The sequence below is a fragment of the Euzebyales bacterium genome (genome assembly GCA_035461305.1).
Lineage (GTDB): Bacteria > Actinomycetota > Nitriliruptoria > Euzebyales > JAHELV01 > JAHELV01.
Map to the genome: position 1 here is coordinate 1 of DATHVN010000161.1, position 14,551 is coordinate 14,551.

Consider the following 14,551-nt stretch of genomic DNA (forward strand, 5'->3'; position numbering starts at 1 on the left):
AGCGCCTGCGCCGACGGCGCGCCCGCGACGAGCGCCGGATCGCCGAGCTTGAGCAGGTCGTGTCCCGCTACCTCGGCGAGGAGCTGACGCTCGATCTCGGGGAGGACGGTCGCGCGGGTTGACGCGCCACGCCGACCCACGAATCAGGTGACCGGCAGCCGGTGACGCCTGAAGAAGGTCCACATGGCTGTGGTGGCCCCGAGCCCCCGCGGGTCCGTGCGTGGAGCATCACGAGCAGCGGGGCGTCGGGCTCGAGGTCCAGTGGGGTGTACACGGCATACGGACGCTGACCTGCCGCGTCTTCGTGCCAGCCCTCGCGCCACCGGCCCCGCGCCGCCGCACCCCTCGCGATGTCGTGGGCCGGCCGCGGTGTCGAGCGGCGCAGCCTGCTGGGCGCGCGTCGCAGACGCGCCCACCGTGCACGCACGGCTCGCGCAGCGTGTCCAGCCTGGAGGATCGCATGGCTTGCTATGTATCCCTAGCTAACGGTAGATAAACCATGCAGCTTGAGTGGGAGCCGACCGATAAGCCGGATTCTGTCAGCACCGTGGATCCACGGTGGGGCGACCATCTGTCTCGAGCCGACGTCTCCGCCGACCTCCAGCGGCCTACCTGGTGCTCAGCGGGCCACCTCGATGCACCTGCTTGGCCTTGCTCCGGACGGGGTTCACCTGGCCGCCGACGTCACCGTCGACGCCGGTGCGCTCTTACCGCACCCTTTCACCCTTACCGGCGCGGAGGGGAGCCCGCGCCGGCGGTCTGCTCTCTGTTGCACTGTGCCGCGTGTCACCACGCCTGGGGGTTACCCAGCGCCCTGCCCTGTGGAGTCCGGACTTTCCTCAGCGGACATGCGCCGCCGCGGTCGCCTGGCCGACTCCCACGGACCAGAGTACCCGCCCCAGCGGATCGCAGCGCGCGCGCACCCTGAAGCGAACCACAGACACCTGCAACCGCAAGAGCAGCGGAGTATACGCTCGGCAACCGTCCCGACGCCACCCGGTGACGTCGCCAGGGCCGGTCACCTTGGAGCGCGTCGGCGGCCCGGCACGATCACGGTCAGCCGACGACGGCCCGAAGGTCCTCGACCAGGCGCTGGTACGCGGCGATCTCGACCGCCAGCGGTGCGATGGCCTCCTTGACCGCCTCGGCGATCTCGGAGTGGTACTGGCGGCGGACCCACTGACCGTAGCGCTTGGCGCCTGTCGCGATGGCCCGTTCACGCACCACTCGGAAGATGATCCAGCCGATCAGGCCACCGACCGCGAGCGCGATCGGCAGCGAGATCCCGGCAACCGTCGGCGGCTGGGTCATGGGCAGCTCGAGGTAGCTCGATGCGGCGATCACCAGCAGCCAGACGATGCCTGCGATAGCCAGCAGCTCGAACACGCCCCAGGCCAACGACAGCGGCCGCCACCACGAGCGGCGGGGCGGCGAGGCGGTCACACGGGCGAGCGCGTCGCTGGTCAGCCGCTGCAGCGGCTCGCTCGCCTTGAGCGCCACCTCGCGCAGTCGCGACCGCCACGGTCTGGTCAGCCCGCGGCCGTACTGGACGCTGAGCTCCTGCAGCGCGTGCTGCACGGCGACCGGTGACGGATCCCGCGCCTCGGGGTCGAAGTCCTCGAGCGCGAACGTCGACGATGGGCTTCGCCGAGGGATGATGCTCGACAGCGCGCGCAGCGCGGGCGGCCGTGTCGCCCGGCGGGCGGCGATGGTGTACCGCTGCGCCTCCGCCGCCGCACGATCGTCAACCCTGGCCGCGGCCGCGACCACGTCCACGAGGGGATCGGGATCGAGCGGCTTCTCGGGCGGCAGCCCCAGGTGGGCGGCGAGGTCGTCGGCGGCCTTGCGGAGGTCGCCGTCGATGCGCTGCAGTGCCGCGGTGCGCCGGTCCACCAGCTCGGACAGAGCGTTTCGCAGCTTTCCCATTCCCGTGCCCTCGGTGGCCGAGATCGGGTAGATCTTGACCTTGCCCAGACCCTCGCTCGACAGGATGCGCCGCAGGTCGGTCACGCACGCGTCGCGCTCGGCGGCGACGAGCTGGTCAACCTTGTTCAGCGCGACCAGTTGCACCTCGGCGTGCTGGCGCAGGTCCTTGAGGTAGCCGCGGTGCAGGATGCCCTGCGCGTACTTCTGGGGGTCGAGCACCCACAGCAGCACGTCGACCCGTTGCACGAGCTTGTCGACCGTCGCCTTGTGGTCGGCGCGGATCGAGTCGTGGTCGGGCAGGTCGAGCACGATCAGCCCGGTGTCGAGCCCGATCCTGGCCTCGGGTGTGAACCGTTTCCGGACCTCCAGCCAGTCCAGCAGCGAGTCGGCGCCCTCGATGTCGCCGACGACCAGCGCCACCGGGTCGGTCGTCGTGGGACGGCGCACCCCGACCTCGGCGACGTCGTCACCGGCCAGCGTGTTGAACAGTGTCGACTTGCCGCTGCCCGTGCCGCCGGCGAGCGCCACGACGATCGCCGCGTCCCCACGGGCCAGCCGCTCACCTGCGTTGGCACGTACGGCCGACGCACGGCCGACGGCCTCCTCGGGCATCATCCCACGGCTGGCGTCGACCGCACGCTCGAGCGCGTGTAGCCGGGGTGCGAGCTGCCTGCCCGCGCCCGAGTCCCGTTCCTGCGTCAGTTCAGCCACGACCGCACCTTCTGGACGGCTTCTGTGCGCTCGTCGAGCTGGTCGATCAGCTTCGGCGACGGGGCCGCCGCGGCGAGCACCTCGGTGAAGCGACGCCGGTGCACCGCGAGCAGCTCGGTGAAGCGCCGTTCGAGGTCGGAGCGTGCGTTGCTGATCAGCCAGCGCATGTTCGCGGCGCCGAGCACCCGTGTCAGCAGCGCCTGGTTGGCGGCGCCAGCGGCCGTCGCGATGCCGGCCTCGGCGCCGGTCAGCCCGGCGGTCTGTGCGAGCGTCGCGATGATCGCCCCCGTCGCCGTGGCGTTGATCACCACGGTCAGCCAGCGTGCCCGCAGGCGACGCTTGGCACCCTTGGTCTCGACGAGCCGGACGACCGTGGCCTGCCACTCGTCGACGGTCTTGCGCGTCCGGGCCTCGAGGTCGGGCGGTGGCTCGGCCAGCGCCGGGTTGGCTTCGAGCAGGTCGTTGCCGGCCGGCACGGTGCCCCACTCATTGACGATGCGCCCCGACGCGAGCTCCAGGAGCTGCGACGCGAGATCGGCGACGTCGGTGGCGACCGCCTCGCGGACCTCCTCCTCCTCCTCCGCGCGGTCGCCGCTCAACGCGCTCATCAGGCTGCGCGCCCAAATGCTGGCGCGCTCGCCGGCTCGCTCGACCAGCGCGAGCATGCCGCTGGTTCCGGCGAAGCGGTTCCAGCGCTGCAGCACCTCGTCGCGCATGGCGCGCCCGTCGTCGAGGGCGTTTCTGAAGTCGTGCCGCGACTGCGCAATCGCGCGGTTGATGACGTCGTTGAGCACGGTCAGCGTCGCAGTCTCGTCCTCGACCCAGCCGATGAGCCCGGCCACGTCGGTGCTCATGATGCCGAGCGCCCCCTCGATGGTCTGGCGCCGACGCGACCGGCGGACCAGCGGTCCCGAAAGCTCGCGCAGCCACCGTTCGATGCTGCCGACGGCCGGCCGCGGGAGGCGCTCGTCGATGACGCGGGCGGTCTCGACGGTGAACAGGTCGGGCTCGATCGCGGCGCTTTCGGCCAGCTTGGTCCGGAAGTCGCCGACGAGCTCGTCGACGTGCTCGCTGTCGACGCGTGTCAGCGCCACCGCGAGCGCGGTCCTCCGGGCGCCGGCACGGACCAGGTAGCGCATCGACTCCTGATCGGCGTACTTGGCCGCCGAAGTGCACCACAGCCACACATCGGCGGCGTCGAGAAGCGCGTCGGCGATCTCTCGGTTGCGCGCCGACAGCGAGTCGATGTCGGGTGCGTCGACAAGGGCGAGGCCCAGCGGCATGTCCTCGTCGCGGATCAGGTGCAGCCGTGCGGTCTCGTCGCCACCGTCGAGCTGCGCACGCTTGCCCCGCAACTCGACCCGTACGAACTCGGACAGTACGCGGTCGTCGGCGAACCAGTGGGCGTCGACCGGATGCACGATGAGCACCGGGTTCTCCGTCGTCGGGCGGATCACCCCGGTGCGCGACACAGCTCGACCGACGAGCGTGTTGACGATGGTCGACTTGCCCGACCCGGTCGTGCCGCCGATCACCACGAGCAGCGGCGAGCCCAAAGAGCTGATCCGCGCGATGAGCCCGTCGATCTCCCGACGCAGGTGGTCGCGCTCCGCGCGGCGCTCGGTGGCCTGCTGTGCGGACAGGGAGAACGAGCACGCCGAGATCACCTGGCGCAGGTCGCGCAACGCCGTGACCATCGGCGCGGTGTCGGTTGCCTCGTCCATGTCCTCCAAGCCTGCATCATCCGTCCGGAGCTCATGCGCGGGTGCGACCGGAACCATGACAGATGCTAGTTGCCCGTGATCAGGCGGTCGCGGCGAAACCTCCGGACAGCAAAGCGCATGAGCAGCAACGTTAGCAACCACAGGACGCATCCGAGGCCAACAAGGAGAGCAAGGTCGAACAGCAGCAGCCCCGTGACCTGTGCGATGACGAGGCCCACGACGGGCACGACGACGATGCCGCCGATCTGGCTGGCCTCCTGGAAGGTCTTGACGCGGGCCGAGATCAGCACGATGAGCGTCAGGCCGACGCCGGCAGCGGCCGGCGCCACCCAGACGATCAGGACCACCCACACGAGGTTGGGAAACACCGGCGGCAGACCGTATGCACCGAGCACGACGTTGGCGATCGCCGCGTAGCACGCCGCGCTGACCAGCGTCACTAACGTCGCGACGATCCACGGTGCGGCCAGCTTGCCGAGGAACAGCTCCCGGTCCGTGGTCGGGCTGTGCAGCAGGCCCTCCAGCGTGCCCCGCTCACGCTCCCCGACGACACTGTCGGCTGCCGTCACGCTGGCGACCATGATGGGCACGAGCAGGAACAGCGGTGCGAAGACGTACACCAGCAGCAGCACGATGGCCTCCTGGCCGGGCGTTGACGACGACGGCGTCAGCGGCGACGTCACCCGCGCCAGAAGCGGCTGCAGCTCCGCAGCCAGGGTCTCGGGGCTGCCGGCGGTTGCGAGCAGCGCGATCGGAGGCACCAGCAGCAGGACGACCGGCACGACGACGATCGGGATCAGCACCGCGCGGCTGCGGCGCACCAGCCGCAGGTCGCGTCCCGCGATTGCCCGCACGGCGCGCGCATCGGTGCCCGCCATCACCGTTCCTCACGCATCGCTCGTCTCCGCCGCGTCGTGGTGCAGGGCGAGGTAGAAGTCCGTGAGGGTCGGCTGGTCGATCGCCACGCCGTAGACGTCGACGCCCCCGTCGACCAGCGCGCGGACGAGGTCCGGGACGCTGTCGTAGCCCACCCCGTGCAGGCGCACGGCGCCGTCCTCGAGCGGTTCAACGGTGTACGTCAGGTCGGCCGCGGCCTCGGCCACGCGGGTCCTGTGCGCATCGGCGACCTCGAGGCGCAACCCGCGCGCCGCGACCCGCCCGGCCAGCTCCCCCGGCGTGCCCAGTGCCACCATGCCGCCCCGCTGCAGGACGGCGACGTGATCGCAGACCTGCGCCGCCTCGATCAGGTCGTGGGTCGAGAGCACGATCGTGCGCGACTGCGAGCCGGCCAGGTCGGCGATGAGCTGCCGCACGCCGTGCGCCGCCATCGGATCCAGCGATGCGGTGGGCTCGTCGAGCAGCAGCAGAGAGGGATCGGCCAGCAGCATCCGCGCCAGCGCGAGGCGCTGGCACATGCCATCGCTGTAGTGCTCCACGCGATCGTCGAGCCGGTCGTCGAGGTGGAACGACACCACCAGGTCCTCGATCCGCTCGCTCGCGCGGTCCGGATCGAGGCCGTACAGGCGCGCGACGAACTCGAGGTTCTCCCGACCGGTCAGGCGTCGGTCGACCGCGGGGCGGGCCAGCATGACCCCGGTCCGACGCCGCACCTGGGCGCCGTTCTCGACCGGGTCCATGCCGAACACACGGACCGTCCCAGCTGTCGCGGCCAGCACCCCGCTGATCAGCCGCAGCGTCGTCGTTTTGCCCGCACCATTGTGGCCCAGCAGCCCCAGCACACCGCCGGTCGCGACCGAGCACGTCAGGTCGCGGACGGCGGTGATGTCGCCGAAGGTCCGGGTGACCGAACGTAACTGGACGATCTCGTCGCCGTCGGCGGCCACGCGGTCAGGAGCCCGCGGGCTCGACCAGCAGTCGCCCGCACTGGACGCACCTGGCCAGGCCGAGCTCTCCGATCTCGCGACCCTCCTCGAGCTCGCCCGCGGTCAGCTGGATGTGACAGCCCTGGCACGTGCCGTCGCGCAGCTCCGCCAGTGCCACGCCGTCCTTGCGTGCCCGCAAGCGGTCGTACCGTGCCATGATGCCCGGCGACAGCGGGGCGGCGGTCTCGTCGCGGAGACGCCGCTGGTTCGCCAGCTCGGCATCGATGTCCGTTGCCGCCGCGTCGCGGACCTGCTCGAGTGGCGCGACCTCGTCACGCAGCTCCTGCTGCCGCGACTCCAGCGTCTTGACGGTCGCGGTAAGCTCATCGTGGTTCTCCATCGCCTCGAGCAGCTCGTCCTCGAGGTCGCGTTTGCGTGACTTCAGCGACGAGAGCTCGCTGCGGAGTGCGGCTACCTCGCGCTCGGTCACGATCGAGCCCGAATACATCCGCGCCTCCTCCGCCTTGCGGCGGCTGTCGAGCGCGTCGATGTCATGCTCGAGGCGCTTCTGGCGGCGGTCGACGGCGAGGAGCTCGTCGCGGGCGGCGTGGTGGTCGGCGGCGACCTTGTCGAGCAGCGCCGCGCGGTCGTCCAGCGCCTGCTGCTCGGGCAGGTTGGCACGGCGGTGCTGCAGGCGGCGGATCTCGGTGTCGAGCTGCTGCACGCGCAGGAGGCGCTGCTGTTCCTCGGGACTCGCCTTGGTCACAGTGCGCCCTTTGGTCCGCGGTGCGCGCAGTAGTCCGACCACGGCTCGGTGGTCGTCTTCGACGCTAGCAGCCTCGCAGCGAGCCGCCGAGCCGACGCCATCGCGGCCACGCGCTCGCGCAGCGCCGGCAGCGCGGCCGCCTCGGTCGCGTGGTGCCCCGCATCGATGACCGACAGCCCCATGGTCAGCGCGTCGAGCACGACGTGGTGGCGAAGGTCTCCGGTCACATACAGCTCGGCGTCCGCGACGCGCGCTGCATCCAGCAGGCCGTCACCGGCTCCACCGCACGCCGCAACGCGCTCGACCGTCCGGTCCAGCGGGCCTCCGACCCGCAGGTGAGGCGCGGGTAGTGCCGCGGCGAGACGATCGGCAAGCTCGCGTACCGGCGTCGCCCGCCGCAGGGTGCCGATGCGCCCCAGCCCGAGCGAGGGGTCCCGTTCGAGTGGCTCGAGCGGGGTGACGTCCATGAGGCCGAGCGCCTCGACCACGGGCTCGGTCGTACCGGGGACTGCCGCATCGAAGTTGGTGTGGACGGCCAGCACGGCGATGCCCTGGCGGGCCGCACGCAGCGCGAGCACGCCGGCCGCGGTGTCCGGCGTCAGCCGCGGCAGCGGTCGGAACAGCAGCGGGTGGTGGGCGATCAGCAGGTCCACCGAACGCTGCTCGGCCTCGTGGAGCACCGCCAGCGTGACGTCCAGGCTCACCATGGCGGTCGTCACGGCGTCGCCGGGGTCGCCGACCTGCAGGCCGACCGAGTCCCAGGCGGCCGCGGTGTCGGGGGCGTAGCAGGCCGCGACGACGTCGATCCACGCGGACAACCGGTCGGCACCCATGGCGGCACAGGCTAGCGCTGGTCCGCCGGTTGATGCGCGTTGCCCTCGGGCACACTGGGACGTCGGATCGCGGCCAGGACGTGCCGCGGTCGCGACACGCCCTGGGAAGAGGACCGGACGAGCCGTGGCGGCCACCACCACCCACCGCGTCCACGCCAGGCGGATCTGGCGGGAGCGCCGCACGCGATGGATGGCGGTGGTGGGCGATGCGCTCGACCGGCGCGAGGCCGATCGGCTGCTCGCACGCATCGAGCGGTGGTACCCCGACGCGTACGAGGCGCTGGTGTCGCTGTACGGCGGCGACGTCGACGTTCCCGCGTTCCTCGACACGCTCCTGGAGACGGTGCTTGCGACCGTCGCCGGGCGCTCCAACGCACTGCAGACCCTCGACGCGGCCCGTGAGGTCGACCCACAGTGGTTCCTCGACGAGGCGATCGTCGGCTACGTCTGCTACGTCGACCGCTTCGCCGGCGCCCTGGCGGGCGTCGTCGACCGCATCGGCTACCTGCAGGAGCTCGGCGTCAACTACCTGCACCTGATGCCACTGCTCGCGCCACGCGAGGGCACCAACGACGGTGGCTATGCCGTCGCCGACTACCGCGCGGTCGACCCCACGCTCGGCACGATCGACGACCTGCGCGACGTCGCCGATGCGCTGCGCGACCGCAACATGAGCCTGTGCATCGATATCGTCGTCAACCACACCGCGCGCGAGCACGAGTGGGCGCAGCGTGCGATGGCCGGTGAGCAGCGGTACCGCGACTACTACCTGATCTTCGAGGACCGCGAGCTGCCGGACGCTTACGGGCGCACGCTGCCGGAGGTCTTCCCGGACCGCGCACCGGGCAACTTCACATGGGTCGACGAGGTCGACGGCTGGGTGTGGACGACCTTCCACCACTACCAGTGGGACCTCAACTACGCGAATCCGGACGTGTTCGCGGAGATGCTCACGATCATCTGCGACCTGGCGAACGTCGGCGTCGAGGTGTTCCGCCTCGACGCGGTGCCGTTCATGTGGAAACGGATGGGCACCGACTGCCAGAACCAGCCCGAGGCCCATCTGCTCCTCGAAGGGCTCCGTGCGCTGCTCCGGATGGCCGCACCGGCCGTGCTGTTCAAGGCGGAGGCGATCGTGCCGCCGGGCCAGCTGGTCCAGTACCTGGGCGCGCACGAGACCCAGCGCCCGGAGTGCGACCTCGCGTACCACAACCAACTGATGGTCATGCTGTGGTCTTCGGTCGCGTCGCGCGACGTCCGACTCGCAGCACATGCACTGGGCCGCATGCGCACTCCACCGCCCCAGACGACGTGGATGACGTACGTACGCTGCCACGACGACATCGGCTGGGCGATCACGGAGGAGGACGCCGCGGCCACCGGCGTCGACGGCTTCGGGCACCGCTCGTTTCTCATCGCCTTCTTCACCGGCGACTTCCCCGGCTCATTCGCGCGGGGCGCGCGCTTCGGCTTCAATCCGCAGACGGGTGACGCGCGGACGTCGGGGACGGCCGCCTCGCTCGCGGGCATCGAGCAGGCGCTGGAGCTCGACGACCCCCTCCTGCTCGACGCGGCGGTGTCGCGTCTGCTGCTGCTGTACGCGACGATCTTCGGGTGGGGTGGCATCCCCCTGCTGTACATGGGCGACGAGGTCGGACTGCGCAACGACCACTCGTACCTCGCCGACCCGTCCCGCGCGGAGGACAACCGGTGGATGCACCGGCCGTACATGGACTGGGAGGCCGCCGCCCGCCGGCGCGACTCGGACACGCTCGAGGGCCGGCTGTTCGCCGGCTTCCGCCGGCTCGCCGAGGCGCGAGCGTCCACGCCGCAGCTGCAGGACATGGGATCGACCGTCCGTCCGCTTGACCATGACAACCCGCGCGTGCTGGCGTGGGTCCGCCGCCACCCGAGGTTCGGCACGATGCTCGGCCTGGCCAACGTCGACGACGCGGCGCAGTCAGTCGCGACGGAGCTACGCGGCAGGGCCGCGTTGCGCAACCCGAAGGACGTGCTCGGGCTCTGGCCGGCCGACGTCCGCGACGGCCGCATCCACATGCCGCCTCTGTCGGTCCTGTGGGTCACCGACAGCTGATCGACGCGACGTTCTAAGCTGGAGCGGCCAATAAGGGGGCGTAGCTCAGCGGAAGAGCGCTCGCCTTACAAGCGAGAGGTCACTGGTTCGATCCCAGTCGCCCCCACAAACCGTCTCTGACCTGCAGTTTTCCACACCCACCTCCTTGACGTGTCGCCGCACACCGCTTAGACAGACGGTAACGATGCGGATCTCTGGGAGGCGGAAGATGGCCGGACTACGACTCGGCGAGGACGCGCTCGTGCGGTCGTGGGTGCGATCGATGCGCGCACGCAACCTCGCCGAGACGACGATCACCCACTACACGAGCAGCGTCGACCAGCTGCTCGACCACGCCCGCGCACGAGGCCATGATCCGCTGACCCGCGAAGCCATCGAGGAGTACCTGGGCACGCTCGCTCGCGAGCGCAAGCCCGCCACCGTGTCGTTCCGGTACCGCGCGCTGCAGCAGTTCACCAAGTGGCTGGCGGACGAGGAGGAGCTTCCCACCGATCTGATGGCCAGGATGCGCCCGCCGCAGGTGCCCGAACAGCCCGTCCCCGTCCTGACCGAGGAGCAGATGCGCGCGCTGCTGGCCACCTGCGCCAAGGGCAAGGGGTTCGTCGACCGCCGCGACCACGCCATCATGCGCATGTTCCTCGACACGGGCATGCGCCTGGCCGAGCTGGCTGGGCTGCGCATGGGCGACCTCGACCTCGACGTCCACCAGGTCGCGCACGTCACGGGCAAGGGCAGCCGCGACCGCGCGTGTCCGTTCGGCGCCAAGACCGCCCAGGCCCTCGACCGCTACCTGCGCGTCCGAGCACGGCACAAGCTGGCCGACTACCCGCACCTGTGGCTCGCCGAGAAGAACCGGCCCGCCATGACGCCGTCGGGCATCCGGCAGATGATCACGCGGCGAGGGCTACAGGCCGGAGTCGACGGCGTACACCCGCACCAGTTCCGCCACACCTTCGCCAACGAGTGGCTGTCCGAGGGCGGGACAGAGGGCGACCTGATGCGGCTGGCCGGCTGGCGCTCCCGACAGATGCTGCAGCGCTACGGCGCAAGCGCCGCCGATCAGCGAGCCCGCGAAGCACACAAACGCCTCTCCCCCGGCGACCGGATCTAGGTCAGACGCCGCCGCAGGCCTTCGTCGACCGAAGTTCTCGACAGGAGCTTCGAGGCCTCTCCTTACCGCTCGCCGAGCAGTCGCTGCCGTCGGCGAAGTCGCTTGTCACGTTTCGGCGCCTGAATGCGCCTAGTAGAGGGCGACAGGGCTTCTGTGGCCGTGGGGGCTGGCGGGAGCCAGGGTCCGAGAGATCGGAGTCATGCGATGCCCACCGAGCACTGCGAACGTCGAGAAGCACGGGGGTTCGTCGGCTGCGCAACGACGGCAGCGTGCACGGCTTGCCGCGCATGCGATGCATGCCCGCCACGACAGCCGCGCCGTCACCGCGAACGCGCGGCGGGTGTTCCTCGACAGGTTCGAGCACCAGGTCGACCCGGACGGGGTGTTGCCGGTCGCGGAGCGACGTCGGCGGGCGGAGCACGCCAAGCGCGAACACATGTTGCGGTTGGCGCTCGGCGCAGGTCCGCCGCCGACGCGCAGCGGGAGGTTCGCGGTGACCGTACGGTCCGACAAGTCGCGGTCGCTGGTTGATGCGGTGACCGACGCCGCGATCGCGGCGCTGTTGCCCGCGGACCGTCGACTGTCGATCACGGTGGCCGAGCACCGTGACCGCGCCCACGTCGACGCGGCTGTCGATCGGCTGCTGCCGCGTAACAGATCGTCGGACGCCGAGCGCGAGCGAGTGCGGCACGCGGCGCTGGACCGCCTCGCGCTGTCTCGTTCGCGGCGGGTCGCGGCGGCCCGCTACCGCGGCCTCGCCAAGACACGTCGGCGGTGGTGCCGATGACCGCCGACCGGCCCGCGTGGTTCCAAGGCGAGCCACTGCACGTTCACGTCAACGCCGAAGCAGCCGCGCTCCTGCGCGACGCGTTCGACCGCATCGCCCGGCTCGACCCGACCGCGCCGGCGGCGGCGATCGGGCTGGAACTGCGGCTGTACGACGGCCGGCCGGTGCGGTTGTCGGTCCGGCTGACCGACGCCGGCGAGATCCGCGACGCCGACGACGCGCAGTGGCGTCGGACGGTGTCGCGTACGTCGACGTGGCGGGCGACTTCGAGACCCATGTCGCCGCCAGGCGCGTGCTGGATGCCGTAATGCGTCCGTACTCGAGCTTCCGAGGTCTGAGCAGGCTGCCGCGGCGCTGGACGCTGCCCGTGTTGATCAGGCGCTGGACGGCCGCGAGCCTGCGGCCGGACCGCTGGAGGCCATGGTGCAAGAACCCGTGCGCGCTCGCGCGCTACGTGCCGCCGCCCGATCACGCGGTCAACGACTCGCGGACGCTCGCCGCCGCCACCGCGCCCTCGAACTCGACGACGGCCGGCAGCGGGACCGATGACTGGCACCGCGCTCCGCCAGTGGAACTTGCAGTCCGCTGGCATGACCGATCGAGCGCGGTTAGGCGTCGGCGCGGCCGCTTCCAGTGCGGCTGCAAGTGGCGTGCAAGGTCGGTCGGACTCAGCGCCGGACGGGCGTCCTGGGCGCACGTACCGCCTCGCGGTGAACAGTCGACAGGCGATCATGAACGGTTCGACCACGAGTCTGAGGCGCGGCCGTGACGGCCTTCGTGGCGGGACCGCCTACGGAGACCCAACCGCGAGCATCCGTGCACGACCGCGATGTTTGCATCACGCATCGTGGATGCAAGGGTGTGGTCAGGTGGTCGCCTCGCTGCTCGTCGTGGCGTCGGTGCCCGTCGGTGAACCTTGCTCGTGCAGGTAGCAGCTGATGGTCACGTCAGTCGCTCCGATCCGTGCCGGTGACGCGGGTGCGAGTGTCGCCCTATTACGTCGAGCAGGTCGCACCTGATCGTCACGACTACTACGCGGGGCACGGTGAAGCGCCTGGCGTGTGGCACGGCGCCTTCTCCGACCACCTCGGGCTGTCAGGCGAGGTCGCCGCCGACGACTTGCGCGCCGTCCTCGACGGCCGGGATCCGACGTCCGGCGAGCAACTCAAGCCGCAGCGAAACCGACGCGTGGCCGCGTGGGACGTCACGTTCTCGCCGCCGAAGTCGATCTCAGCGCTATGGGCGCTCGCCCCCGACGACGCCCGCCGCGACGTGCGCGAGGCGCAGGCCGCCGCAGTGGACGCCGCGGTCGGCTACCTCACCGCCCACGCGTGCGTCGCCCGGCTCGGCCGCAACGGCGTCGACCGCCAGAACGGCGCCCAGCTCGGGTTCCTACGAGCGGACTTCACCCACCGCTGCTGCCGCGAAGGCGACCCCCAACTTCACACCCATTCGCTTCTGGCGAACCTTCTGCAGACGCCCGACGGCCGCCGCGGGACGGCGGGTTGCTGTTCCAGCACGCCAAGGCCACCGACGGCGTCTACAGGGCCGCCCTGCGCGCCGAACTCGCCCGCCGCCTCGGCGTCGCCTGGGAGCGCCGCGACGAGCAGTGGGAGATCGCCGGCATCCCACCCGGCCTATGCCGCCAGTGGTCCAAGCGGCGCAGCCAGATCACCGCCGCCCTCGCCGCCCGCGGCCTCGACCCCGATACCGCCTCCGGTCGCGCCGCGCAGACCGCCGCCCTGGCCACCCGCCAGCGGAAAGTGCGGGTCGGTGACGGCCGGCCGCTGCACGACCGCTTCATCCGTGAGGCGATCGCCGCCGGCCACGACCCCAGCGACGTCCTCGAGGCGACGCTGCCCACGCGGCTGCGACGCCGCCACCACCAGCACACGCCGCCCATCGAGCCAAGCCCACGCCTGCTCGACGCCATGACCGGCCCCGACGGCGTCACCAAACGAGCGTCGAGCTTCTCCCGCCGCGACGCGGTCATCGACCTCGCCAGCCGCTCGGCGATCCATGGCACGACCGCTGAGCTCGCCGCCGCTCGCGTCAACATCCTCGTCGATCGGCTGCTACGCGATGACCGCGTCGTCCCCGTCCTCGCACCCGCCGCCCGCACGACCGGCGAACTGCTGCGCGTCCGTGACGCCAGCGGCCGCATCCTGCGGACGGTGGATCGGTTCGAACGGCGCTACACCACCGTCGACCTGCTCACCGCCGAAACCGAACTCCTTCAGCGCGCGGCCGGCCGACGGCACGCCGGTGTCGCACGCATCCCACACCACACCGTCGACCAGGTCCTCGCCACACACCCAGGTCTCGACGCGGACCAGCAGAGCATGGTCCGCACGTTGGCGTCGTCGGGTGCGGGCGTCGACGTCGTGGTCGGCAAGCCGGGACCGGCAAGTCCACGGCGCTCGCCGCCTACCGCGCCACCCTCGACGCGACAGGTATCCCCGTGATCGGTGTCGCACCATCCGCGACCGCCGCCCACCAACTCGCCATGTCCGCCGGCATCACCGACACCGCCACTGTCGACCGGCTCCTCGTCGAACTCCACCACCGCCGCCGCAGCCTGCCGCACGGCGTCGTCGTCGTGCTCGACGAGGCCGCCATGTGCCCCACCCGCACCCGCCTCGCCCTCCAACGCGCCGTCGACGCCGTCGGCGGCAAGGTCGTCGATGTTGGCGACCACCGCCAGATCCCCTCGGTCGACGTCGGCGGCGGCCACTACGCCCTCACGCAACGCCTCGGCGCCACCGTCCTCGGGCA

The 14,551-nt window shown here is 71.1% G+C and carries 12 protein-coding genes, 1 tRNA gene and 1 other RNA gene; 7 read left to right on the top strand and 7 right to left on the bottom strand.

Annotation, left to right across the window (positions count from 1 at the left end; all coding sequences use genetic code 11):
- Nucleotides 1-509 precede the first annotated feature (509 nt).
- The 7 genes from rnpB to VK923_15160 form a co-directional block, all read right to left on the bottom strand.
- Nucleotides 510-878, bottom strand: an RNA gene (gene rnpB, locus VK923_15130) — RNase P RNA component class A.
- 178 nt (nucleotides 879-1,056) lie between these two features.
- Nucleotides 1,057-2,637: a GTPase gene (locus VK923_15135; protein ID HSJ46006.1), complete on the bottom strand. Its 1,581-nt coding sequence runs from the start codon at nucleotides 2,635-2,637 to the stop codon at nucleotides 1,057-1,059.
- Complete coding sequence (locus VK923_15140; GenBank protein ID HSJ46007.1) at nucleotides 2,625-4,361, bottom strand: dynamin family protein; 1,737 nt, start codon at nucleotides 4,359-4,361, stop codon at nucleotides 2,625-2,627. Before VK923_15140 ends, VK923_15135 begins: the two co-directional genes overlap by 13 nt.
- 65 nt (nucleotides 4,362-4,426) lie before the next feature.
- The gene (locus VK923_15145) at nucleotides 4,427-5,239 is read right to left on the bottom strand and encodes an ABC transporter permease subunit (GenBank protein ID HSJ46008.1); all 813 of its coding nucleotides are present in this window, start codon (nucleotides 5,237-5,239) and stop codon (nucleotides 4,427-4,429) included.
- Between the two features lie 9 nt (nucleotides 5,240-5,248).
- Nucleotides 5,249-6,205, bottom strand: coding sequence for an ABC transporter ATP-binding protein (locus tag VK923_15150; protein HSJ46009.1), 957 nt, complete (start codon nucleotides 6,203-6,205; stop codon nucleotides 5,249-5,251).
- A gap of 4 nt (nucleotides 6,206-6,209) precedes the next feature.
- Nucleotides 6,210-6,950 (bottom strand): hypothetical protein, encoded by a 741-nt coding sequence (locus tag VK923_15155; protein HSJ46010.1) that lies wholly within the window; start codon nucleotides 6,948-6,950, stop codon nucleotides 6,210-6,212.
- Nucleotides 6,947-7,783 (bottom strand): Nif3-like dinuclear metal center hexameric protein, encoded by an 837-nt coding sequence (locus VK923_15160; GenBank protein HSJ46011.1) that lies wholly within the window; start codon nucleotides 7,781-7,783, stop codon nucleotides 6,947-6,949. Before VK923_15160 ends, VK923_15155 begins: the two co-directional genes overlap by 4 nt.
- A gap of 124 nt (nucleotides 7,784-7,907) precedes the next feature.
- Here VK923_15160 and VK923_15165 point away from each other — a divergent pair, with 124 nt between their 5' ends.
- From VK923_15165 to VK923_15195, 7 genes are all read left to right on the top strand, one after another.
- Nucleotides 7,908-9,878 (top strand): amylosucrase, encoded by a 1,971-nt coding sequence (locus VK923_15165; GenBank protein HSJ46012.1) that lies wholly within the window; start codon nucleotides 7,908-7,910, stop codon nucleotides 9,876-9,878.
- Nucleotides 9,879-9,912: 34 nt separating this feature from the next.
- Nucleotides 9,913-9,984: transfer RNA gene (locus VK923_15170), tRNA-Val, on the top strand.
- 102 nt (nucleotides 9,985-10,086) lie between these two features.
- On the top strand, nucleotides 10,087-10,989 hold the full coding sequence (locus tag VK923_15175; GenBank protein HSJ46013.1) for a tyrosine-type recombinase/integrase: 903 nt from the start codon (nucleotides 10,087-10,089) through the stop codon (nucleotides 10,987-10,989).
- 292 nt (nucleotides 10,990-11,281) lie between these two features.
- On the top strand, nucleotides 11,282-11,776 hold the full coding sequence (locus VK923_15180) for a hypothetical protein (protein HSJ46014.1): 495 nt from the start codon (nucleotides 11,282-11,284) through the stop codon (nucleotides 11,774-11,776).
- A complete protein-coding gene (locus VK923_15185; GenBank protein HSJ46015.1) occupies nucleotides 11,773-12,084 on the top strand; it encodes a hypothetical protein in 312 nt (103 codons plus the stop codon). Before VK923_15180 ends, VK923_15185 begins: the two co-directional genes overlap by 4 nt.
- A gap of 1,197 nt (nucleotides 12,085-13,281) precedes the next feature.
- Nucleotides 13,282-14,241 carry a relaxase domain-containing protein gene (locus VK923_15190; GenBank protein ID HSJ46016.1) on the top strand — a complete coding sequence of 320 codons (960 nt, stop codon included), beginning with the start codon at nucleotides 13,282-13,284 and terminating at the stop codon, nucleotides 14,239-14,241.
- A partial coding sequence (locus VK923_15195) for an AAA family ATPase (GenBank protein ID HSJ46017.1) occupies nucleotides 14,232-14,551 on the top strand: 320 nt, incomplete at its 3' end. The genes VK923_15190 and VK923_15195, both read left to right, overlap by 10 nt.

Excerpts from the sequence above, each read along its gene's own strand:
- VK923_15140 (HSJ46007.1), bottom strand. The coding sequence starts at position 4,361 with ATGGACGAGGCAACCGACACCGCGCCGATGGTCACGGCGTTGCGCGAC.
- VK923_15145 (HSJ46008.1), bottom strand. The coding sequence starts at position 5,239 with ATGGCGGGCACCGATGCGCGCGCCGTGCGGGCAATCGCGGGACGCGAC.
- VK923_15160 (HSJ46011.1), bottom strand. The coding sequence starts at position 7,783 with ATGGGTGCCGACCGGTTGTCCGCGTGGATCGACGTCGTCGCGGCCTGC.
- VK923_15175 (HSJ46013.1), top strand. The coding sequence starts at position 10,087 with ATGGCCGGACTACGACTCGGCGAGGACGCGCTCGTGCGGTCGTGGGTG.
- VK923_15180 (HSJ46014.1), top strand. The coding sequence starts at position 11,282 with ATGCATGCCCGCCACGACAGCCGCGCCGTCACCGCGAACGCGCGGCGG.
- VK923_15185 (HSJ46015.1), top strand. The coding sequence starts at position 11,773 with ATGACCGCCGACCGGCCCGCGTGGTTCCAAGGCGAGCCACTGCACGTT.